The 21,099-nt window shown below is 37.4% G+C and carries 22 protein-coding genes, 1 tRNA gene, 2 pseudogenes and 1 other annotated feature; of the genes and pseudogenes, 15 read left to right on the top strand and 10 right to left on the bottom strand.

Features of this window, described 5'->3' with window-relative positions; all coding sequences use genetic code 11:
- The first annotated feature begins 58 nt into the window (after window positions 1-58).
- Window positions 59-466: a S1 domain-containing post-transcriptional regulator GSP13 gene (gene yugI, locus ACERJO_RS08060; RefSeq protein WP_035342889.1), complete on the top strand. Its 408-nt coding sequence runs from the start codon at window positions 59-61 to the stop codon at window positions 464-466.
- A gap of 142 nt (window positions 467-608) precedes the next feature.
- Here yugI and ACERJO_RS08065 read toward each other — a convergent pair whose 3' ends face one another.
- Window positions 609-836 carry a DUF378 domain-containing protein gene (locus ACERJO_RS08065; RefSeq protein WP_035342891.1) on the bottom strand — a complete coding sequence of 76 codons (228 nt, stop codon included), beginning with the start codon at window positions 834-836 and terminating at the stop codon, window positions 609-611.
- A gap of 507 nt (window positions 837-1,343) precedes the next feature.
- Between ACERJO_RS08065 and ACERJO_RS08070 the strand changes: the two genes are divergently transcribed.
- Window positions 1,344-1,424 carry a hypothetical protein gene (locus tag ACERJO_RS08070; RefSeq protein ID WP_373647203.1) on the top strand — a complete coding sequence of 27 codons (81 nt, stop codon included), beginning with the start codon at window positions 1,344-1,346 and terminating at the stop codon, window positions 1,422-1,424.
- A gap of 121 nt (window positions 1,425-1,545) precedes the next feature.
- Here ACERJO_RS08070 and thpD read toward each other — a convergent pair whose 3' ends face one another.
- Window positions 1,546-2,457, bottom strand: coding sequence for an ectoine hydroxylase (gene thpD / locus ACERJO_RS08075; RefSeq protein ID WP_373647154.1), 912 nt, complete (start codon window positions 2,455-2,457; stop codon window positions 1,546-1,548).
- Window positions 2,458-2,722: 265 nt separating this feature from the next.
- Between thpD and ACERJO_RS08080 the strand changes: the two genes are divergently transcribed.
- From ACERJO_RS08080 to ACERJO_RS08090, 3 genes are all read left to right on the top strand, one after another.
- The gene (locus ACERJO_RS08080) at window positions 2,723-3,028 is read left to right on the top strand and encodes a YrhK family protein (protein WP_373647155.1); all 306 of its coding nucleotides are present in this window, start codon (window positions 2,723-2,725) and stop codon (window positions 3,026-3,028) included.
- Between the two features lie 549 nt (window positions 3,029-3,577).
- Window positions 3,578-4,927 (top strand): glucose-6-phosphate isomerase, encoded by a 1,350-nt coding sequence (locus ACERJO_RS08085; protein WP_373647156.1) that lies wholly within the window; start codon window positions 3,578-3,580, stop codon window positions 4,925-4,927.
- A 165-nt stretch (window positions 4,928-5,092) separates the two neighbouring features.
- Window positions 5,093-5,515, top strand: coding sequence for a YugN-like family protein (locus ACERJO_RS08090; protein WP_247106186.1), 423 nt, complete (start codon window positions 5,093-5,095; stop codon window positions 5,513-5,515).
- A gap of 60 nt (window positions 5,516-5,575) precedes the next feature.
- On the opposite strand, the gene ACERJO_RS08095 is transcribed toward ACERJO_RS08090, so the two are convergent.
- Together ACERJO_RS08095 and ACERJO_RS08100 are read right to left on the bottom strand one after the other, a co-directional pair.
- The gene (locus ACERJO_RS08095) at window positions 5,576-6,232 is read right to left on the bottom strand and encodes a potassium channel family protein (protein ID WP_247106185.1); all 657 of its coding nucleotides are present in this window, start codon (window positions 6,230-6,232) and stop codon (window positions 5,576-5,578) included.
- Between the two features lie 76 nt (window positions 6,233-6,308).
- Entirely contained in the window at window positions 6,309-7,319 is a 1,011-nt protein-coding gene (locus ACERJO_RS08100) for an ion channel (RefSeq protein WP_373647157.1), read from the bottom strand.
- Between the two features lie 98 nt (window positions 7,320-7,417).
- Between ACERJO_RS08100 and ACERJO_RS08105 the strand changes: the two genes are divergently transcribed.
- Window positions 7,418-7,573, top strand: a complete 156-nt coding sequence (locus ACERJO_RS08105) for a hypothetical protein (protein WP_247106312.1) — start codon at window positions 7,418-7,420, stop codon at window positions 7,571-7,573.
- Between the two features lie 61 nt (window positions 7,574-7,634).
- A tRNA-Ala gene (locus ACERJO_RS08110) sits at window positions 7,635-7,710 on the top strand.
- Window positions 7,711-8,089: 379 nt separating this feature from the next.
- Here the strand turns inward: ACERJO_RS08110 and ACERJO_RS08115 are convergent.
- Window positions 8,090-8,447 (bottom strand): annotated as a pseudogene (locus tag ACERJO_RS08115) (transposase); the annotation flags it as partial.
- 70 nt (window positions 8,448-8,517) lie between these two features.
- Window positions 8,518-9,081, bottom strand: coding sequence for a CBO0543 family protein (locus tag ACERJO_RS08120; RefSeq protein ID WP_247106183.1), 564 nt, complete (start codon window positions 9,079-9,081; stop codon window positions 8,518-8,520).
- Between the two features lie 1,932 nt (window positions 9,082-11,013).
- Between ACERJO_RS08120 and ACERJO_RS08125 the strand changes: the two genes are divergently transcribed.
- Together ACERJO_RS08125 and ACERJO_RS08130 are read left to right on the top strand one after the other, a co-directional pair.
- Complete coding sequence (locus ACERJO_RS08125; protein ID WP_247104520.1) at window positions 11,014-11,406, top strand: hypothetical protein; 393 nt, start codon at window positions 11,014-11,016, stop codon at window positions 11,404-11,406.
- Window positions 11,407-11,463: 57 nt separating this feature from the next.
- Window positions 11,464-11,607: pseudogene (locus ACERJO_RS08130) on the top strand (transposase); the annotation flags it as partial.
- 520 nt (window positions 11,608-12,127) lie between these two features.
- Here the strand turns inward: ACERJO_RS08130 and ACERJO_RS08135 are convergent.
- On the bottom strand, window positions 12,128-12,346 hold the full coding sequence (locus tag ACERJO_RS08135; RefSeq protein ID WP_373647158.1) for a hypothetical protein: 219 nt from the start codon (window positions 12,344-12,346) through the stop codon (window positions 12,128-12,130).
- Window positions 12,347-12,586: 240 nt separating this feature from the next.
- Here ACERJO_RS08135 and ACERJO_RS08140 point away from each other — a divergent pair, with 240 nt between their 5' ends.
- From ACERJO_RS08140 to ACERJO_RS08155, 4 genes are all read left to right on the top strand, one after another.
- Window positions 12,587-13,303, top strand: coding sequence for a TetR/AcrR family transcriptional regulator (locus ACERJO_RS08140; RefSeq protein WP_373647159.1), 717 nt, complete (start codon window positions 12,587-12,589; stop codon window positions 13,301-13,303).
- A 68-nt stretch (window positions 13,304-13,371) separates the two neighbouring features.
- Window positions 13,372-13,749 (top strand): DUF8051 family protein, encoded by a 378-nt coding sequence (locus tag ACERJO_RS08145; protein WP_247104526.1) that lies wholly within the window; start codon window positions 13,372-13,374, stop codon window positions 13,747-13,749.
- Between the two features lie 95 nt (window positions 13,750-13,844).
- Window positions 13,845-14,061: a binding site (T-box leader), on the top strand.
- A gap of 63 nt (window positions 14,062-14,124) precedes the next feature.
- Window positions 14,125-15,561, top strand: a complete 1,437-nt coding sequence (proS, locus tag ACERJO_RS08150; protein ID WP_373647160.1) for a proline--tRNA ligase — start codon at window positions 14,125-14,127, stop codon at window positions 15,559-15,561.
- Between the two features lie 151 nt (window positions 15,562-15,712).
- Window positions 15,713-16,270 carry a CBO0543 family protein gene (locus tag ACERJO_RS08155; RefSeq protein ID WP_247104528.1) on the top strand — a complete coding sequence of 186 codons (558 nt, stop codon included), beginning with the start codon at window positions 15,713-15,715 and terminating at the stop codon, window positions 16,268-16,270.
- A gap of 285 nt (window positions 16,271-16,555) precedes the next feature.
- Here the strand turns inward: ACERJO_RS08155 and ACERJO_RS08160 are convergent, their stop codons facing one another.
- A complete protein-coding gene (locus ACERJO_RS08160; RefSeq protein ID WP_247104529.1) occupies window positions 16,556-17,569 on the bottom strand; it encodes an alpha/beta fold hydrolase in 1,014 nt (337 codons plus the stop codon).
- Window positions 17,570-17,701: 132 nt separating this feature from the next.
- On the opposite strand from ACERJO_RS08160, the gene ACERJO_RS08165 reads away from it, so the two are divergent.
- Window positions 17,702-18,595, top strand: coding sequence for a LysR family transcriptional regulator (locus ACERJO_RS08165; protein ID WP_247104530.1), 894 nt, complete (start codon window positions 17,702-17,704; stop codon window positions 18,593-18,595).
- 314 nt (window positions 18,596-18,909) lie between these two features.
- Here ACERJO_RS08165 and ACERJO_RS08170 read toward each other — a convergent pair whose 3' ends face one another.
- Window positions 18,910-19,083 (bottom strand): SDR family NAD(P)-dependent oxidoreductase, encoded by a 174-nt coding sequence (locus ACERJO_RS08170; protein ID WP_373647161.1) that lies wholly within the window; start codon window positions 19,081-19,083, stop codon window positions 18,910-18,912.
- A 507-nt stretch (window positions 19,084-19,590) separates the two neighbouring features.
- Between ACERJO_RS08170 and ACERJO_RS08175 the strand changes: the two genes are divergently transcribed.
- Window positions 19,591-19,893, top strand: coding sequence for a hypothetical protein (locus ACERJO_RS08175; protein WP_274169696.1), 303 nt, complete (start codon window positions 19,591-19,593; stop codon window positions 19,891-19,893).
- A 579-nt stretch (window positions 19,894-20,472) separates the two neighbouring features.
- On the opposite strand, the gene ACERJO_RS08180 is transcribed toward ACERJO_RS08175, so the two are convergent.
- Window positions 20,473-21,063, bottom strand: coding sequence for a TetR/AcrR family transcriptional regulator (locus tag ACERJO_RS08180; protein ID WP_247104532.1), 591 nt, complete (start codon window positions 21,061-21,063; stop codon window positions 20,473-20,475).
- Window positions 21,064-21,099: the final 36 nt, after the last annotated feature.

The raw sequence follows: 21,099 nt of genomic DNA on the forward strand, positions 1-21,099 counted from the left end.
AAATAGTAGTCTTATGTTAATATTAAAAGGTTAAAAATTATTTAGGAGATGTATATGTATGTCAAATTATGAAGTTGGTAGTATCGTTGAGGGAAAGGTAACAGGTATTAAGCCTTTCGGTGCGTTTGTTGCCCTCGATGAAAAGAAGCAAGGGTTAGTTCATATTTCTGAAGTCGCTCATGGATTTGTTAAGGATATTAACGATGTTCTTAAAGTGGGAGATGAGGTTCAAGTTAAAATTATGAATGTTGAGGAGGATTCTGGTAAAATTTCGCTTTCGATCCGCGCTACACAAGAAGCGCCTGAACGTCCAGCAAGTAAGCCTCGTCCACAAAACAATCGTAAACCACAACAGCAGCAAAAAACGCAACAACAAGGCTTCAACACGCTTGAGGATAAGTTAAAAGAGTGGTTAAAGCAGTCAAATGAAATTCAAGCTGATTTAAATAAGCGTGCGAAGAAATAATACAAGAAAAAGAGGCCGGATCTTGTCCCAGCCTCTTTTTTCTTTTTATTAAATGTGTCAGGTGGAAATGAGCGGTCGTTTGATTTTCATGACTCTATCTCACGTACCGCTCATAAGGAAAAATGATAGCAACTCACTATCCTTATTTTTGTGTTTCCGGGACTCGTTCAAGCTCTTCATCGGGCTTGAATAGAATAGAGATACAATATAAGCCAGCTAGTCCGACAATAGCGTAAATGACACGAGAGAAAGCAGCTGCTTGACCGCCAAAGATTGCAGCGACTAAATCGAAACGAAAGAAGCCGATAAGCCCCCAGTTAATTGCCCCGATAATCGCTAGCGTTAATGCTGTACGTTGAATACCGCTCATATTATTCACCTCCATTAATGGGTAAAGTGGACACAACCATTCAGTTATGCCTTACTGTATAGAATGACTAGCTTTTAAGTAAATTATACAAAAGGATAAGACAGAGACCATTGAAAAAGTTGATTTGTACTTTTTCAATGCCTTTGAATTGACTAGAGATGGCTTCACTTGTTGCTCGCTGATTCGAGAAATCCCATTCGTATCAAGCTTTTCAAAATAGGCAACGGTTGCGCTCGGTGCTTAAAGGTTACCAAAAAAGTTAAAAACCAAACTTCTTCAGCACCCTCATAAGTCATTTTCATTTACAAGTCTTATCTTGTTCAGCGATAAGAAGGAATGAGAGGTGGCACGATTTATATTTCATAATCATCCGATGGGATCCACTATCAGTCGATGTTTTGCCTAAAGGTGGATCAAAGTCAAAAGGCACTGAGAAGATGATTGCTACATTGAAACATCAAACCAAAAAATGTCTATGCTTTTGGTGAGGGGTTAAATGATATTGAAATGCTCTCAACTGTTGCACATGGTGTTGCGAAGGGCAACACTCATGAAGAAACGAAAGAAGTAGCTAAATATGTGACATAAACAGTGGATGAAGGTGGCATTGTGCATGGCTTGAAAATGGTAGGGTTGTTGAAATAAAAAACATAGAAAAGCCATTCAGCTCAGACTGAATGGTCTTTTCTTATGAATGAATTCTTCATTTTTACTTATGTGTTTTTTCTTTTCCGAGTGGTTCGGTTGTTTTGCGAACAGCGATGTATTCTGGTCGTTCTCCTGCACCTGTAAATGGTTCAACGAGTTTATTTTCGACACTGTTGTACACCATGAACAAATTATTACGTGGGTACGGGGTCATATTGCTTGTGGATGCGTGCATTGTATTCGATTCAAAAATAGTAATGGTTCCTGCTTTTCCAGTTGCAACAGAAAGGTTACCACCTTGGTCGAATAACCATGTCAAGCTATCATTATCTGGAACACCGACTTTTTGTGCTTTCAGTGATTCTTTGTAATTGTCTTCAGGTGTTGCGCCGACGCAACTCACATAATATTTATGAGAACCTGGTACGAGCATCAGTGGTCCGTTGTGTACATAATTATCTGATAGGGCAATTGACATGCTTAAGGCGCGCATTCTAGGCATCCCATCTTCTGTATGCCACGTCTCAAAATCCGAATGCCAATTAAACTCCTTACCTGAAAATCCTGGCTTATAATTTATTCGGGATTGATGGACATAGACGTCACTTCCAAGGAGATGATTGACAATATCAAGCAAGCGCTGATCAGCCGCAATTTTCTTGAAGTATTCGCTATCTTGATCCACTGCGAAAATTGATCGAATTTCATTGCTATTAGGCTCTCGAATCACTTTCTCGGACTGTACGCCACTCTTTGATTCCTGTAATTCGAAGATCCCTTTTTGCATAGTCGCCATTTCCTCATCCGAGAAGAGGTTTTTAATTTGTAAAAAACCATTCTCCTCATAGAAATCAAGTTGATCTTTCGTGAGTGGAGCCTCGTCATCATTCTTTCGGTCGGTATGAATTACAGGATCTTTACGCTTCTTGATTTGCGGTTTCTCGCTTATTCTTGAAGGGTAAAAGTCTTCCATTCTTCAAACACTCCCATTATCTAGATCTCAGATATCTCCTTCATTAGCTATATCTGGCTCATTCACTCTCATACCACTCTAATTTTCTGAATAAACACGAATATTTTTAAAAGTGAATAAAATAAGCCTACCCTTTTATTTATTCTGTCTGCCATTGCGATAAAATTGAACCTTTCCAACTCAGTGCCGGCAACAGCAGGGACGGTTTAATCTTCTAGGATATGGGGTAAAATTATTCGAGGAGTTTTGCATCAAGGAGGTATTTATGAAGAATAAGATCGCAAAGATTAAGAATGATGAAGAGTATTTGGACGTGAAGATGGGCCGGGTACGAATTTATTTTGATAAGAGATACAGAGTTATTTCTACGATTAACGATTTATTAATTGGAGTTTTGTTTGTTATTGGGAGTATTCTTAATTTTTTTGATAAGATGGAAAAGATCGGCCTCATTTTTTATCTCGCTGGGAGTACTTTTTTAGTTGTTAGACCCGTTTTGAGGCTTATGCATAGTGCTAGTCTAAGAAAGGAAATTCGGGACAAAGACACGTATACTCCGGATAATAAGTAATGTCCTCTTTAAAATAATTGATAAAAAGCGCCCTCAGGGCATTTTTTTGATGGACTGGGAAGTGCCACTCTGCAAGATATATTTTTGCTTAAAGTAATCAAAAGCTTTTCAGTATTGAGAAATTGGTCAAGCCACGACGAGCGTTTACATCACGAATTAACTGCGTATCTTAAAGCATCACGAAATTGGGGTGTAGGTAGAAGAAGAGAGACTACAAAGCTTGGAAAGGATAAGGCGAAAGAGCAATTATTCAACTTCGACCGTAGAAATGACGAGATTAATTCATTCAAGCAAGTCGGTTCTTACGTTAAAATGATGGTGATTTTGTCCGGAGTATCATTTGTGAAAGTAGTGATGTGGTTCAGCGCGTGATGTGTCCATAGCGGATAAGATAAAGATAGCTCTTTTTTATTCAGCCGGTTTACGACATTCTTTCCAATTCCGATAAATAAACTCAACTTTCATCGGGAAATAGTAGAAATGTTCTTGATTCTTTTCGAACGTTCCGCTAAAGTGAATAGTGATTGAAACTATTAAGGAGGCTTATTAATGGCTAAAATACAGTTTGACTATTCTAAAGCTTTGACGTTTTTTAATCAGCATGAAGTTGACTATTTACAAGGTGCAGTAAAAGCAGCACATGAAGCCTTACATAATGGGACAGGTGCAGGAAACGATTACTTAGGTTGGATTAACCTACCAACAGAATACGATAAGGAAGAGTTTGCTCGTATTCAAAAGGCAGCAGAGAAAATTAAACAAGATTCAGACGTTCTACTTGTTATCGGGATTGGTGGCTCTTATTTAGGAGCTCGTGCAGCGATAGAAGCGTTGCAACATTCGTTCTACAACATTCAAACGAAGGAAGAGCGTCAGACGCCACAAGTATTCTTTGTCGGTCAAAATATTAGCTCCACATATATGAAGGACCTATTAGCACTTATTGAGGGCAAAGATGTATCTGTCAATGTGATCTCAAAGTCAGGGACGACAACGGAGCCTGCTATTGCGTTCCGTATTTTCCGTGATTACTTAGAAAAGAAATATGGAGTAGAAGAAGCTCGTAAGCGTATTTATGCAACGACAGACAGCGAGAAGGGTGCTCTTAAGACGTTAGCGAACGAAGAAGGCTATGAATCATTTGTTGTTCCAGATGATGTAGGTGGTCGTTATTCCATTCTAACAGCGGTTGGATTACTTCCAATTGCCGTAAGTGGGCTTGATATTGAGAAAATGATGCAAGGTGCTGCTGATGCAAGTGCAGACTTCAATAATCCGAGCCTTGCTGAAAACGAATCCTATCAATATGCAGCTGTTCGAAATGTCCTATATAATAAAGGGAAAACGATTGAGTTAATGGTGAATTATGAGCCATCCCTACACTTTGTTTCAGAATGGTGGAAGCAATTGTACGGTGAAAGTGAAGGGAAAGATGGAAAAGGGATCTTCCCAGCTGCTGTTGATTTCTCAACAGATCTTCATTCAATGGGACAATACGTACAAGATGGTCGTCGTGATTTATTTGAAACGGTCATTTCGGTTGAAAAGTCTCGAGAAGAAGTTGTTATTGAGAAAGCAGATAGTGACTTAGATGGGTTAAATTACTTAGCAGGTCAAACGATGGACTTTGTTAATAAAAAAGCGTTTGAAGGGACGTTACTTGCTCATACAGATGGAGGAGTTCCCAACCTGATTGTCAACGTTCCTGAATTAAATGAATATTATTTCGGATATCTTGTGTACTTCTTTGAAAAAGCATGCGGAATTAGTGGCTATTTACTTGGTGTTAATCCGTTCGATCAGCCAGGTGTAGAAGCGTATAAAAAGAACATGTTTGCACTACTTGGCAAGCCAGGGTTTGAAAAGGAAAAAGCTGAGCTAGAAGCACGTTTGAAATAAGGAAGGAAAGCTGTTAGGGACAAGCCCTAACAGCTTTTTTGTGAATCCTCCTTCACCATACAAGTTATTTTTTAACTGGAACTCTTTTGACCCAGCCTCTTTCGTGTATTCTTACATCTTTATTGGACAGACTATTGTTAACGACGTGTTGAAGGGATGATCGAGATGCTTGCGATTGAATCGCCAGTTGAAGGAACACAAATAAAATTAAAGGTGTTAGAAGATAAACTAAAACCATTAGGCTACTCAATCGGTGGTGGCTGGGAGTATGATCATGGCTATTTAGATTATAAGATTGATGAAGAGGGAGGATATACTTTTCTAAGAATACCTTTTACTGCGGTTGATGGGGACCTTGATCAACGTGGTGTTTCAGTTGAACTTGGTACACCATACCTTCTTAATCATCGCTATCAACAAGGTCTTGATGATAACCCAGATGTCTTTAATGGTCTTGTGACGATCAATTTGAATAGTGCGATCAATCAGTTTAGCGAGCCCGTTGAAAAAGATGGTGACATTGATCCAAAATACTTTCCTGTAGCAAAAAGCTTAATTGATGAACTAGAGATGACAATTTTGACCTAATGAAAAGAAGGATCCACACAGAATTTGTGTGGATCACTTCTTCCATAAAGTTGATAAAAATCATAAGCCATGATCTTCAAATCTCTTCAGGTCATTTTTGTGTCCGATTAAGATCAGGACATCATTGATTAAAATCACGTCATGTGGATAAGGAGATACGTTAATATCCTCTCCACGTTTAATGGCTAATATCGTACAGCCGTATTTCGCCCGAATGTCAAGGTCAATGATCGAACGGTCTGCAATTTTGTCTGTAGCGAAAAACTCGACAATGCTGTATTCGTCCGAAAGTTCAATGTAATCAATGACCTTTTCTGATGTCAAATGCTGTGCAATACGAATCCCCATATCATATTCAGGGTGAATAATTTGATCGGCACCAATTTTTTCTAAAACCTTATGGTGGTAGTTATTTTGAGCTTTCACCCAAACTTGTGGGACGTCGAATTCCTTCAATAATAATGTGCATAAAATACTTGATTGAATATTATCACCAATGGCTACGACAACATGCTCAAAGTTGCGCACGCCGAGATTCTTTAACACTTTTTCATCGGTCGCATCTGCAATAACGGCATGAGTTGAAAAGCTTGTAAATTCATTCACTTTATCCTCATTTGTATCAATGGCCAATACCTCATGTCCCATACGGTATAGCTCCTTACAAACGGAGCTACCAAAACGTCCAAGCCCAATGACGGCAAATTGTTTTTTCATTACATTCTCCTTTTACCAGATCAAATTGTCATTAACTATGAATTAATGTACTCCTTTATCTGACGTCCGTCAACGGTTAGCTGATGATTTTTCGATAGGTCGTTTCGTCGCAAATAATGTACAGCTTAGCATCGACAGGAATAGGGTCTTGAAGACGACGAACAATACTGAAATCTTCATGATCGGCAATTAACGTAGCCCCTAGTTTTTTTAATGCACAGAAGGCATCGTCGTACACACACCAATCTAGCTTTTTAGGAATTTCCCAAATATCATCACCCTGCTTACGGTGAAGAAGCTGCATAAATAATTTCGTTGAACCGTTGTAAATCGCTGATTGAGCCATTAGGTCAGAAAAGACTTCATTTGATAAAATATATTCATCAATGTTGGCATGTTTAAAGTTTGGAATATGCTTTTCATTTAAGATTTCGGCAATGGTGTAAATTGGATGATTGCGTTCTTTTGCAAAATGTTCAATGGCAGTAGCGATCAATAATGTCTTGCCATCAGCTTCGACACTGTTATGAATCGGATCAGAGGCAAAAATGCAAACAGATGTCGCATATAATATATTGGCACGTTCTAGTGTTTCACGAGAGGTAGGATCACCTTGAATATAACTGATACGAGCGTGGCTACAAGGTGCTTGTTGTTTTGTATCAATGATGACAATATTGCTTTTATTGATAAGTAATAATTCTTCAATAGTCTTGAATGTTTTACTGGACCAACCGACGATAACAAAGTGTTTCTTCCCTTTGTAATCCAATTTACCCTCCTCCTTCATCGTTTGATAAGTACTAAATGCTTCGACGATCTTCCCAATCATGACACCAATTAAAGCAATTCCAGTTACATAGAGAAAAATCCCAAATGTTTGCCCTGCAACGGTTTTAGGAACATAATCACCGAATCCAACTGTAGTGATTGTTGTCATTACCCACCAAAATCCAATAAAGGGATTTGGGAATGTTTCAGGTTCAAGAGTATAAATAATAAAGGCACTAATAACACAAAAGCCCCCGGTAGCGGCGAAAATAATTGATTGCCGAATTCGAATGACTTTCTTCATAAGCTCAAACATCGCGCTATCCTCCTCTGTATTCCTTTGTCAGTATAGCCATCTTAGTAGCGGATCAATCATCTTTTTGATAAGATAGATGGCGTGAGGGGGAGATGCGTTTGACAGCAATCATTTTTGCGTTAGCGGTTTTTTGTGGTTGGTTTATTTTTGATTTTGTGAAGCATAAAAAAGTGACGATGGAAATGGTTATGAGCTCACTCGTCATTAGTGTGATTGCGGGTGTAGCCTGGTGGTTACTGGACTTCTTCTTTTAAAGGGAAAGTGTTTGCATGTTGTGTTGTATCCATATATAATTAATCATGTCCAATATCATGTGGGGCATTAGCTCAGCTGGGAGAGCGCTTCGCTGGCAGCGAAGAGGTCATCGGTTCGAGCCCGATATGCTCCACCAAAATGATTGATGCAGCGGCCGACTAGGCTGCTTTTTTGTACTTAGCGAACCGTTGTATGATTTATCAGACAACGTTGCTGGTGAAGAACGACCTGAGGATCTCACTCACTTCATGAGTAAGAAGCGTCGGGTCGTTTTTAGTTGAAAAAGAGTCGGAAAGTAGTATTTCATTACGAGCTTCTTATGTCTAAGGAGGCAAAAGAGAAAATACAGCTATCCGACTCATTTCCATTAAAGCACCTTATTGTCGCGAACTTTTCAAATCGCTTGGAAGAAAAATCGATATTTGAGCAAGATCGCTCGAACTTTTCGTGACAAGTATTACTCGCATAAAAAGGAGGATTCTAATATTCCTTCCTGAACGGTAGGGGGCGCAACAATACCATTGCATCATGGGGAGTTGTAGGACTTTGCACATTGTTGATATCGTGTATGTGTGTTGAGTATCTTAATCACACTTACTTTCATCTTATTATCAGCGCGGCTTGCTTTAAAATGTCATTTTCCATTTCTAATTGCTTATTTTGCTTTCTTAATTCCGCTAATTCTCTTTGTTCGTTTGTTAAGTTGTCCTTTTCCTTGAAAGAACCGGAAGTCTGACTCTCCCATTTATCTAAAGGTGAAGGAGTAAGATCATATTCACGAATAATCTCTTTCCTTAGTTAACCACTGTTATAAAGCTGCACAATCTGTTGTTTAAATTCTTCAGTAAATGTTTGACGTTCTCTTTTAGTCATCGTAGATTCTCCTCGACTTATGTTATCTGTAGTCTACTTGACTTAATTTTTCTGTCCAATTCAGTATAGTCTAATCATGTTCTATTCTATATCTTTTAAGAAGTTGAGTTAGGAAATACGCTAGGACTCCGATTATAATATCGCTCAGAAAAAGGTACAATTGCCTCATTCCGCCTCTTAGTTCAAGGAATTCCATCCTTATTTCTATACTTGCAAAGCCGAATGCAAAGACAGCAGATAAGAGTAATAAATAAAGAAAGAAATTCTTCTGATGATTTGTGCAGTATTGGTATAATAATAAAAAACTCACCGGAAGTACGGAGACTGTCATATTTAAACTAGCGGGAAGTGATGGTACTGAATAATAGTGATAAGCAAAATAACCGAGGTTGGTTAGAGCCAGTGCGGCATACGTCCATAACACATGCACCACAAATCCAAAAAACAACACTTCAAAAATCCTCTTTCTATCTACAGCGAAGAAAAGGATAACTAAAGGAATAATTAAAAATGAAGAAACCACCCAAAATTGCCACGTACCCATGTGGGAGTATTGACTCCAATAGGATTGTACTATCGTATTTAACTCCTCATGCTTATCGAAAATTTTATCTATATATTGATTTCGATTCATACTATTTCAACTCCTGTAATTGTTTATAACAAAAGTTTTTGGTTATATAGGTTTAAATATTCATCTATGTAGGTATCGTTACCAATTTTTCCATTAATGGTGGTGAGCGCTGTTTGTTGCACTAAGGGATGCTAATCGGAAGAAGGTAAACGAAAGAGAACAACAGATTATTTGCTACTCAGTACAACGATGCCGTTGAAAATATTCGGAGACAATTAAGTTTATTATGTAATCGTCTTTTTTCGTAGTTGACACATACTACGCGGAAGGAATTAACCAATTACGCAAAATTTTTTGTTATGCTTTATTTATAGAAATCATTAGATAGTGGAGGATCTCACTTAAACGAAACGAACAATTAATTAATAAGGAAGTGTTTTGTTTGCGTTTTAAAGAAAATTATAAGAAAGGCGTTAAATTTAATTAATTGATTATAGAGGGGGATGGTATTGAATAAATTAGGACTTTTTCCTTTATTGATGGCTATTGCAAGTATTATTTCACTTTTAATTTTAAGAGGACCTAATGCAAATTAAACGGTCATCATGTTGCACAAATCGAAATCGAATCGCTTAGACAACGTTTGGGCTGGCATTCTTTTAGATTATAACAAGCGAAATCTCAGCAGCTTTTTGGAATAAAAAAGGTTTTATTAGAATTAGCACATCCACTGATAACCAAATTGATATTTATGAAAAACATTAACTGTGAAAAAATGTACTTAAACAAACGAGCGCTTTACTTATTAAGAGAAAGGGTGATTAGGTGATAAAAACAACGTTCTTGTCTAGCTTAATTGGGATTACAATTTTAATGCTAATAGCACTAATTATTCCTAGATATGAACAAATGCTTGGTTTTTTCAATATTAAATGGATTTTAATTTATTCAATTTTATTAAGTGTTTTGTATTTCTTATTTGGTATTTTAATTGAGACTAAAAGGCTAATTAAAATTAATTTTAAGAAAATAAGGGTTAAGTGGCTACTGTTTAGTTTTGTAATTTTGTTAATTTTATTAGTTTTCGTTCCTGGACCCTATTGGTTCATGCTTCTTCCTAATAATTTTTTCTTTATATTCACAATTGAAGTTCAAGTTATTTTGAACGTTCTCGCAGGAATTTTACTTGTACGCTCATTTGATGTAGAGTGTTAACCTTTTTGTTAAGTTTCCAGTAAGCTTTAATAAAAAAGATATGAGCATAGTAGTTGTACTTTAGAGAAGTGATTCTGGGAGGTGGAGCATAATGTGGTGGGATTTAGCCCCAATTATAATCGCTATTTGTTCAATTATAATTAGCATTAATGTTTTTAAGGTGAAGAAGAATAAAAAGTATTTTTGGAGTTCTCTAACATTATCGGGTATTAACCTTTTAGGAGGTTGGATTCTGGTGATTTATATTAACTTTATAGCAGGTTTAATTTTATTGACTATTCCACTTTTTATTCTATTGAATGGATTTTTTTACTATAAGAAAGCGAATTAAACATAGTTTGTGAAAAGATATACTCAAAGTAACGGAGTGAGATCGTGAAAGAAGAACAGTCTCTTTTCACTAAAGGTGTAGAAAAGTTTTTAAAGCACCCCAGTCGAGACTGTACACGGTTTTGAATTAACAATTGTTGAAAGGTAGGAGAAAAATATGGATATATTTGTCCGAAACGCTAACGGAACTGCTGGTACACCCCCAAAAGAAATGGTTATGGAATATATGATTGGACGTTTTAAAAAGGGAACGGATGAATAAAACTTCACTTTAATTCGTAATGACTTTCTACAAAACATGAGGAACATATATGACCAATAAAATGATGAGTCTATCAAACAATCGGCTTTAGAATTGATTGCAACTGTTAATGACAAAAAGTACAAAAAAATATATGAATACATTATCAAGTGGTTTATAATAACGAATTAACGTGAGGTGCTTTTATGTGTGAATTGGAACATATTTTAGGTCTAGGTCCAAGTGATAAAATTAGGAAGGTACCTGGTACAACATGTACTGAAGAAAGAGAATATAGATATGTCAAATGCAGTCATAACGCAAATACAGCAACTTTATTTAAAAAGCTTATACGTAAGGTGGATCCACCATTAGCTACCAGTGGTGGTGCAATAAATGAAGGATGCATAATTACTTTGCCATCAGATGAGTGTTATTTTGCTATTTCCTATAAGGGAGATATTGAGGGGTGGCGTCAACAAATTGAGAAAGGCGCAGCCAATCTTGGATTATCTGTCGCAAGAGTCTCTGAAAATAGCCTCGTCCTTGCAGAAGGTGATGAAGTACTTCTGTCTGAATGCGCGTTTAAATTTTATTAGACTGAAATTTATAGAGTATGATTATGAACATGTATGGTAGTAGAACCATTTGCTGCGCAGCAAATAATTAAACTAACTGGACTAAACTTACGGGAAAATACACCAGGACTTCACAAAGGAAGCACAACCATTACAAAACGAGGGAGAAAGAAACTCAGAGCTCTCCTTTTTCGAGTTGTAAAGCCTTTGGTCGCTAAGGATTAAGCCTTTAAAGCCATGCATGAGTATTATACTACTCGTCCTGATAATCCATTGCATTGGGGGGAGCAGGAACCTTTATTCATCACATGGACATTGCAAACAGAACTACTAGTACGTACATACTTAATAGCAATATACTAAATGCCACAACAGTAAATATAAAAATTTGGAAAATTGGGCTATAACCTTTTTTCAAACTAAACAAATAAGTAAATATCCCATATAACCCCACGAAAACTAAAAAGACCTCTTTATTAATATTGTGGTATTCATAGAAAACATATAGCAAGATAAAGATGATATGGAACATAACTGCGGAAATAGGTAATAAATAAGCAGATTTTTTTGGAGTTCTTTTATTTTGAGCTTTTGCATTCTCGATATAGACAGTATATTGAATTGATCCCACTACAATCAATACGAAGATAACTACAATGAAAAATGATAATGAAAACACTTATTGTTTAACCCCTTCATCTAAAGATACTTTGTTATACGTTGTTATTACCTTATTCAAAATCTACCATCCATTAAAATAGTCAAATTTCCAGTCATACCATGATACCATATCATCAAAATCTCCTAATTCTTTACAGCTTAATATATACTCGAGTGCTTTTTGTGAATAATCATCATTCTTTTCGGATAAATACGCTATTGTATTTTCTAGTCCTGCTCCTATAATAAGCTGAATATCAAACGCACAATAGGTATCATAATCTATTTTTTTGCTGCCCAAAGTAAATCCACATCGTTTATATCTTTCATTCTATATACTAAAAACGCACACCAGTATAAATTCTCATAAAAACCACCTATTGTTTCATTTTATTTGAGCTTTACAGGGTATATTCCTCTAATTTCGCATTTTCCTCCTTCGTTGATAATAATTCCTTTGGAAAATAGAAGGGGCTGACCTAAGGGTGGGACAAAGTTCTTGATGTCCCACCTTGACAGAATAGTCTAACGTGAGTAAAATATGAGTATGCTCATAAATGAGTTTACTCATTTAAAGGAGGGGTTTGACATTTCTGGTCTTAGAGAAAAAAAGAAAATGTTGACTAGGAAAAAAATTCTCGATGTGTCCAAGACATTATTTGAAAAAAAGGGTTTTAAAAGCGTACGAACATCGGAAATTGCTGAACTTGCTGAGATAGGTGAAGGTACTTTATTCAACTATTTCAAATCGAAAAGTGAACTGTTCATTGCTGCTTTATTTGATGATTTGTCATTTGTACAATATGAAATGGATGTCGACGGACTAGAATCAGAAGAACAAATCGTCAATGAAATTGTCCGAATCATTGAGTATTATGTGAAAAATGCAAAACAGATTAATAAAAAACTATTAAGAGAATATTTTTCTATTATGTATGATGCGATAGACACTGATTCGCAAACAACTAGACAAAGCCAAATTGACGCAGATCAAATTATATCGAACAATCTAGAAGCTTTAATTGTTTCTCTAGTAAAATCAAAAAAGGTAAGTGCTCACTTTGATGTTCAAACGGCTGTGAAGTGTATATACGGCTGCTCAATTACAATTTTTAATGATTTTGTATATAGTGACTTAATGACATACGAATCGATGATGGAGGAAATCAGGAACCAAGTTGAATTTATTTTAGATGGGAAAGTAATATGCGGAAAAATCGGTCGATCTCGAATAAATGAAAGTCCTGGCACAGAGTAGATTGTTTAGAAAAGGAGAGTGAAAATGAAGGATAAAGTTATTATTAGTCAATGAAGGGAGGAATTTATATGTCACTAATCAATTTTATATATAGTTTCTTAATGTTCTTAAACGTATTAATGCTAGCTGTTTTGGTTCCAGGAGGCCCTATAGAAAATAGAGACTTTTCAAAAATGAGAGGAGCTTCGTTTTGGGGATTCAATATTTTTCTAATTTCTTTAGGCGTATCATCATTTATTGCTAGTTACTTGTTATTGGTGGGCAGTGCTATCGGAGTCTACATTGGTATTATACTGGGTGTACTGTACTTAGTTGTATATGCTATTGATTTAGCTGGGTTTTATCCAAAGTCGCCTACAAAAATGTCCAATCAGCTGATGTTTTTCGAAATACTAAATGCATGCTTAGCTATTTACACCGTTATCGTGTTTGTATCTATTCTTTAGTTGCAGGAAGCTTTAGAGGTGTTGAAATTATAACAACTATTGACCATATTAGGTCTTGAATTTTTTTCAGCAAATTGTTATATTACTTTTAAAATATGGAATCAATGAAGTGACTAAGTAAATAAGGATTGTGAAACAGAAAATATAGCCTTGGCTGAAAGCTATATCACCTCTTCTTATTGAACCCTACCACGGAGATGTTAGTAAAAAACTAACCGAGTCGTTTCGTTACAAACGCTTAGAGGGCTTAATATTTTATATTATGTCGAACTAAGGTGGTACCACGTCTATTAGCGTAAAGACGTCCTTAAATGAGGACTCTTTATGCTTTTTTATTTTTAAGAAGTATTTTATTTTCTCAAGGGGGAAAAGACGATGTCACAAATAACAAACGATTTTTCAAAATGGTATATTGATACTATTCAAAAAGCTGATTTAATGGATTACACACCCGTTCGTGGTTGTATTGCATTTAAGCCAGATGGGTATGAATTATGGGAACACATTCAAGAAGAAATGGATAAACGGTTTAAAGAAACAGGCCATCGCAATGCATACTTCCCCATGTTAATTCCAGAATCCTTCTTCCAAAAGGAAGAGGATCACATTGAAGGGTTCTCACCAGAGCTTCCTTGGATAACAGAAGCCGCAGGAGAGAAATTAGAAGAACGTTTAGCACTCCGTCCAACCTCAGAAACCATGATTGGACACTTGTATTCAAACTGGATTAAAAGCTATAGAGACCTCCCAGTGTTAATTAACCAATGGGCAAATGTATTTCGGTGGGAAAAGAAAACTCTTCCGTTCATCAGGACCTCTGAATTTTTGTGGCAAGAAGGTCATACTGCTCATGTGGATGAAGAAGATGCACGTAACGAAACAATGCAAATGTTAACTATTTATAAAGAAGTCGTAGAAGGATTACTTGCGATTCCAGTTTATGATGGACAAAAGACACCATTAGAACAATTTGCTGGTGCGATTGATACATTCTCTATTGAAGCAATGATGAAAGATGGAAAAGCCGTACAAGCAGGAACCTCACACTATTTAGGTACAAAATTTGCGGAAGCATTCGATATTAAATACTTAAATAAAGAAAACAAACATGAGTATGTGCATACAACTTCTTGGGGGACATCTACACGTTTAATCGGTTCCGTTATTATGGTTCATGGGGATGATCAAGGACTTGTTTTACCACCGAAAATTGCACCAACACAAGTTGTTTTAATTCCTGTTGGCCCTTGGAAGAAAAATCCATCAATTATCGCGAGGTTAGATGAAATTTTCGACGCACTGAAATCAGAAGGCATTCGTGTTCGTCTTGATAATTCTGACCAATCACCTGGATTTAAATTCAACGAGTGGGAATTAAAAGGTGTGCCAGTGCGTATTGAATTGGGACCTCGTGATTTAAACAATAACCAAGTTTTAATGAAAGCTCGGGACGAAGCTGATAAAGTATCCGTATCTTTAGAAGCTGTAGTAGAAAGCATTAAACAAGAGTTAGAAACAATGCAAACTCGATTATTTGAAAAAGCAAAGGCTTTCTATGAAGAACATTCACATACACATATTGATACGATGGAACAATTAGAGCAACATCTACAAGACTCTCATCAAAACGGAACTATCCCAGGTTGGGTTTTAGCTGGTTGGTGTGGAGAAAATTCTTGTGAAGAAAGTGTAAAAGAAAAAACAAAATTCTCAGCACGGAATATCCCATTTAACCGACCAGCTCCAAAGCAAACATGCCTTCATTGTGGTAAAAAAGCAAAATATACAGTTTGGTTTGCTCGTGCTTATTAATCTACATTTGTAAAATATTTCACTTATACGATCGGTTGGTTGAATAAGGTCTGCCACTTCACTTACTTCACTAAGAAGCAGTAGAGTTGGATAAAGAAGATGTATTTTCTAATGAAAGTAAAACATACTTTAATTAAAGGGAGTGTGTTTTATGGAAAATCCAACATGGAACGAAATATATAAATTACGTTTGGAATTAAAGGAAACAAACTTTGATTATTGGCTTAATGAAAATTTGTTTACTTTTCCATGGTGGTTTCTTTTAATAACAATGATTTTATTTTTTATTTTATGGTGGCTCCTATTAGACAAGTCTCGAATGATGGAGATACTATTGTATGGATTTGTCATAACAACAATAGTGATATTGCTTGATGTGGTTGGAGTTTCATTTATTTTATGGGGATATCCAAATAAGGTAACTCCTTTAGTTCATCCTATTGTTGCTATCGATATAGGACATTTGCCCATCATTTATATGATCATTTACCAGTATTTTTCTACATGGAAATCATTTTTTATTGTAATGACGATAACGGCTGCTATTTTTGCATATGTTTTTGAACCAATGACGATATGGCTAGGTATTTATGAATTAAACAATTGGAGACATATATTCTCATTTCTCATTTATATTTGGATAGGTGTTTTTTGTAAATGGTTCATCTCCAAAATAAAACAGATTGAAAATAAAGAACAAAAAATGTAACAGAATCGCTATATGCTTCAGAAATAACGCATGTGGTCCTAGATTGGATAAGCGCTCAAAGTCGTCATAAGTATCAGGACACCCATTTCTTCTGCAACCATAAGCGCTTTTTTAACCTTGACTACGTGCACTCTCTTCTGGATGGTACTTAGTTGAGTAAACGGTTTGAAAATTACTCCAAAAACGCCTCCACTAAACGGAAAAAGCTGTGTTGCAGCAATAGTGAATGTAAGTGCGGAGAAGACGATTAACTAGTTCCCTACATCCGAGCGTGCTTATAGCCCATTACCCCAATTGTAAAAATTGTTTCAGATGGTTGTCTATCATAAGAGAATCCTGTTCGTTTTGGCCGATCCCGAAACAGTGTCCCCACTTAGATTCAATAGGCTGGAAAATAGCATTCGGCATATGTTCTATTTCATACGCATTATCCTCAGGAGTAAAAAAAAGATCGGTTGAGCCTGGCATGACAAGTGCATGCGCTGTGATCCGGTTTAATGCCTGTTCAAAATTACCGTTGTCTGTAGGATTATTGCTAATATCCCCGTAGACCCCTGTACGGAGCATGGCAATCAGGTCGTTCGCATCGAAGGAAAAAAACACTTGATCCCAATAGTCCTTCAGATAAGATTCCAACGTCGAATATCCTTCTGCTTGGTAGAGCTTCTCCAAATAATAGGCCTGAGAAAACCCCCAAGGAGCATAAGCGCGTCCCATCGCGGAGAGTCCTGCTATAGGCTGGCTAGTATAAAAGCCTTTTTTCCAATTAGAGTCTGCTTGTAATGTCGCGATAAGCCCTTCAAAAACAACCTGAGCATGTGGCCTGGTCTTTGCTGTTCCTCCGAACGGAGCAATTCGCTCGACCATCTCGGGGTAGCTTGCTCCCCATTGAAAGGTTTGCAGTGCTCCGAGCGACCAGCCGACGACTAAAGCAAGCTTAGTAATGCCAAATTTCTCGGTTACGATTCGATGTTGAAGCCGGACATTATCATAAATCGTAATGAGCGGGAACTTGCTTCTATCCAAAGGGGCTGGTGTATTGCTAGGTGAGGAAGATAGCCCATTTCCCAACATGTTCGGTACAATAATAAAATACTTGTCGGGATCGAGAGCTTTGTCTGGTCCAATCAACCATTCATTATCGGTATGATGGCCAGCGAACCAAGTTGGATAGACAATTGCATTGCTCTTGGTAGCATTCAAAGTTCCGTAAGTTTTATAGGCAAGAAAAGCTTGAGGCAGCGTTTGCCCCGATTGCAGCACGACATCTCCAAGTGAATAAATTTCATAATCTTTCATGATCCAATTCTCCTCGCTATTATGTTTTTATTGTGAACCTTGATTTTTAGACTATGATACTGTTAGCATCAAATCAACAAAACGTTTTTGAAAGTTAAGTTCATTTTTTTTGAATAGAGAGGTGCTGACCCGATGGAAATCCGCCAGTTAAAAACATTTTGGACGCTTGCTTCCACCCGCAGTTTTAGTCGCACTGCCGAATCATTGAACTATGTTACGTCAACTGTAACCATGCAAATCAAAGCCTTGGAGGATGAATTGGGGGTTAAGCTTTTGGATCGCTTGGGCAAGAGTGTTGTGTTGACAGACGCAGGTCGCCAGTTCTTACCCTATGCTATGAAAATCTTAAATAACGTAGAAGAGGCTCGGCATATTTCAAATCAGAGTGAGGAGTTGACTGGCACTGTTATAATTGGTGCAGACGAAGTTCTCTGTACGTACCGTTTGCCCGCATTGATCCGGCTTTTTCGTGAACGCTATCCGCACGTTCGCCTTTTATTCCGGCCCCTGTCGAGCCATATTTTGAAACAGAGCCTGAGAGAAGGTAATGCGGATGTGGTCTTTATGCTAGATGAACTTGCCGTATCTGCGGATCTTCATACGGAGGTTTTACTGAACGAACCCTTTCTAATGGTAGTTTCTCCCGACCATTCGTTAGCTTCACGGGCATCATTACGCATAGAGGATTTTCATAGAGAACATATTCTATTAAGCGAAAAGGGCTGCTCTTATCGGACATACTTCTATCGCACATTGTTGAGAAGAGGGGCTGACAGCCTAACCGAACTAGAGTTTAATAGTGCAGAGGCTATTAAACAATGCGCAATGATGGGGCTAGGTATTGCCTTGCTGCCTGAGATGGCGACTAAAAGAGAGGTGGAACGGGGAGAACTGATTATCTTGCCTTGGGATTTATCTGAAATAAAATTTGCAACGCAAATGCTATGGCATCAAGAGAAGTGGATTTCACCATCAATCAGGGTCTTTATCGAATTGGCTCGAAATGTATTAAAGCGAAGCTCATGAGATGTAACAACCAGCTACATCCTTACTTATGTCTGCCACTACTACTCAAGCCATGTGGAGTGTGTGAACCACGAAAAAGATAACATTTTTCTGATGCAATCTAATAATGATTAAACGATCACATGCTAACCATTTGTTTGTTGTATTGAACTATATTAACTCTACTGTGTGTGATTGAGCCGTTTGAACCGTATTTATTAAGGTGCTTATATCTGGCAACGGTTCGGTACGCTATGCTCCATTCATGTGAAAAACGCAACCAGTTCAGGCTGCGTTTTTTGTTATGTTTTTGAAAACCCTTGGCTTCGTAAGCGTCAAAAACGCACACATTTTAGTTCAGTCGCAAAACCTGAGGCAAGAGAGCGCATCGCCGCTTTTGAAGCACCGTAAACACTCATTCTAGGGGTGCCGCCTTCATCTGCCACGGATGACGTAAATACGATTGATCCGCCATCTCGAATGAGCGGAGCAAGTTTATAGATAATCAAGAGAATTTGTTGATTGTTTTATGACAGAAGAGGGACAAGAAATATTTACTAAACATGTAAATGAACCGTAGCTTTTAGCTGTAAAGGATGTAGAACGTGACACTTCTGATTTTACTGAATTGGAAAAAAGTGTTTTGGAAGAAGTTGATAGTCTGATGGGTAGTCATCCTTTTAGGTTGTATTAGTAGCCAATTTAGGGGATTTTGGTCAAGTTGTTCAGGAGATGTTGAATGGAATTGTGTCTTAATCCTTTGCTTTGAACAGAAAATAAAGATTGAGAGAAAAATTGCAGTATCTGAGCCCTAATGTTACTCTATTTTTCTCATACACTATCGTCTGTAAAAACATTTTCACAGACGTTTTGACCTGGCATATTTCCTATTTGAAAAAGGGTATTACCAACCCTGTATGGTATGATCATACAAAAATAATGTACACTAGCAATAAAGATCAATGTTTAAGATTTAGGAAAGTGCTTGTTATGTTACTTAAGGATGTGGGATATAAATGGATAATGAAAATATGCAAGGTTCTTGCTGTGCTGGAAGTAGAGTTGATTTTGAGAGTACAGTGAAAACAGAAAAACAAACTGAGAAAATAAAACAAGGTCAACAGATTAAATATAAGGAAAAGATGATTTACCTGCCTGAAGGAGAATTTTTAATGGGTACCGAAGACAATGAAGGATTTCCTGCAGATGGAGAAGGACCAATAATACGTCCTGATGGACAGTTGGTTTACGCACGCTCCGCTGATTCAAGCCGTGCGGGATCGCGGTTTGGATGTGATCGGCATGGTGAAAGCGGATAAGAAACGTTACCTTCATGGGGGCGGCGGCTCCAATGTCATCAAGCTAAGGAACCAATAAATTACAAATGGTACCATACCATTTGATTAGAAAAAATAAATTCAATTTAATTAGGAAAAAAGGCAATAGGATGCCCGGGGCTTGTATGACATTTTTTTACAAGTCCGTGTTTTCTTCCTCTAATTTCCGTATAATAGTGTAATCGGGACCTTGATACTAAAACAAACTAGCTTACAGACATCTCTTCTTATTAAGGGAATATTTATTTGCCTTCAATACCATATTACGTTTAAAACTTCTTCCAGGTCGGATCGGTATCTTGTGTCGTGATATCTCTTGCATGATGCGATGGAATAGGGCGATACGCTTTGCTAGTTGATCTTCAAGTAACATAAGAATGAACGTTGTAAATCCGCATTTTCCTGACGGTACCCCAGGTATAATGAGGAAGCCACTTCACCTCGACTAAAAAAATCCCCTATAGGGTTTCGTCGAAATAAGCTTAGCTCATTCGATATCTACAGGGGACACTTTGCTTTACACAAAATATGGAACGGATGCAGTTATATATGGTTTATTGATTAACGTTTTCTCTCTCCATTTTCAAGGTGTCTATCAACCACTTGCCTAGCCATTGTTTTCAGACGCGCAGCAGGGCCATCAAAGCCGAAAACCGGAACGGAAGACAGTGCACCATTGATTACCAGCAGAAGCTGATCTGTCAAACTTTCGTCGTCAACAGCTAACTGCTGGCTCAGACGAGAAAGTCGTAATCGTAGTGCACGATTGTACTCTAACGCCAAACGGTGAGCAGGATGGTTTTCTTCAGAAAACTCAGCAAGGGCATTCAAAAAAGTACAACCGCGATGGTATTCAGGGTCCAATAATTCAGCAGCAGTGGCGTCAATCAGGGCCAACAACTGTGCTTTTGGTGAGCCTTCATGTTCAGCAATCGCCTCATCAAAGTGTTGCCAATGGATACGATCCTGTTCTTCAAGATAAGCAACAATTAAATCATTTTTGGTTGGGAAATGACGATAGAGAGTGGTCTTAGCCACCCCGGCTTGCTCAGCAATTGTATCTACACCAACGGCACGAATGCCTTCACGATAAAACAAACCGGAAGCCACTTCTAGAACGCGTTGACGTGCGGGTGAGCGTGATGCTGTCATATTTTTCACCTAACAATCTCAAAGTATATAGTAATT

The sequence above is a fragment of the Halalkalibacter sp. AB-rgal2 genome, assembly GCF_041821005.1.
Taxonomy (GTDB): domain Bacteria; phylum Bacillota; class Bacilli; order Bacillales; family Bacillaceae_D; genus Halalkalibacter.

Excerpts from the sequence above, each read along its gene's own strand:
- yugI (WP_035342889.1), top strand. The coding sequence starts at position 59 with ATGTCAAATTATGAAGTTGGTAGTATCGTTGAGGGAAAGGTAACAGGT.
- ACERJO_RS08065 (WP_035342891.1), bottom strand. The coding sequence starts at position 836 with ATGAGCGGTATTCAACGTACAGCATTAACGCTAGCGATTATCGGGGCA.
- ACERJO_RS08070 (WP_373647203.1), top strand. The coding sequence starts at position 1,344 with ATGCTCTCAACTGTTGCACATGGTGTTGCGAAGGGCAACACTCATGAA.
- thpD (WP_373647154.1), bottom strand. The coding sequence starts at position 2,457 with ATGGAAGACTTTTACCCTTCAAGAATAAGCGAGAAACCGCAAATCAAG.
- ACERJO_RS08080 (WP_373647155.1), top strand. The coding sequence starts at position 2,723 with ATGAAGAATAAGATCGCAAAGATTAAGAATGATGAAGAGTATTTGGAC.
- ACERJO_RS08085 (WP_373647156.1), top strand. The coding sequence starts at position 3,578 with ATGGCTAAAATACAGTTTGACTATTCTAAAGCTTTGACGTTTTTTAAT.
- ACERJO_RS08090 (WP_247106186.1), top strand. The coding sequence starts at position 5,093 with ATGCTTGCGATTGAATCGCCAGTTGAAGGAACACAAATAAAATTAAAG.
- ACERJO_RS08095 (WP_247106185.1), bottom strand. The coding sequence starts at position 6,232 with ATGAAAAAACAATTTGCCGTCATTGGGCTTGGACGTTTTGGTAGCTCC.
- ACERJO_RS08100 (WP_373647157.1), bottom strand. The coding sequence starts at position 7,319 with ATGTTTGAGCTTATGAAGAAAGTCATTCGAATTCGGCAATCAATTATT.
- ACERJO_RS08120 (WP_247106183.1), bottom strand. The coding sequence starts at position 9,081 with ATGAATCGAAATCAATATATAGATAAAATTTTCGATAAGCATGAGGAG.
- ACERJO_RS08125 (WP_247104520.1), top strand. The coding sequence starts at position 11,014 with ATGTGTGAATTGGAACATATTTTAGGTCTAGGTCCAAGTGATAAAATT.
- ACERJO_RS08140 (WP_373647159.1), top strand. The coding sequence starts at position 12,587 with ATGAGTATGCTCATAAATGAGTTTACTCATTTAAAGGAGGGGTTTGAC.
- ACERJO_RS08145 (WP_247104526.1), top strand. The coding sequence starts at position 13,372 with ATGTCACTAATCAATTTTATATATAGTTTCTTAATGTTCTTAAACGTA.
- proS (WP_373647160.1), top strand. The coding sequence starts at position 14,125 with ATGTCACAAATAACAAACGATTTTTCAAAATGGTATATTGATACTATT.
- ACERJO_RS08155 (WP_247104528.1), top strand. The coding sequence starts at position 15,713 with ATGGAAAATCCAACATGGAACGAAATATATAAATTACGTTTGGAATTA.
- ACERJO_RS08160 (WP_247104529.1), bottom strand. The coding sequence starts at position 17,569 with ATGAAAGATTATGAAATTTATTCACTTGGAGATGTCGTGCTGCAATCG.
- ACERJO_RS08165 (WP_247104530.1), top strand. The coding sequence starts at position 17,702 with ATGGAAATCCGCCAGTTAAAAACATTTTGGACGCTTGCTTCCACCCGC.
- ACERJO_RS08175 (WP_274169696.1), top strand. The coding sequence starts at position 19,591 with ATGGATAATGAAAATATGCAAGGTTCTTGCTGTGCTGGAAGTAGAGTT.
- ACERJO_RS08180 (WP_247104532.1), bottom strand. The coding sequence starts at position 21,063 with ATGACAGCATCACGCTCACCCGCACGTCAACGCGTTCTAGAAGTGGCT.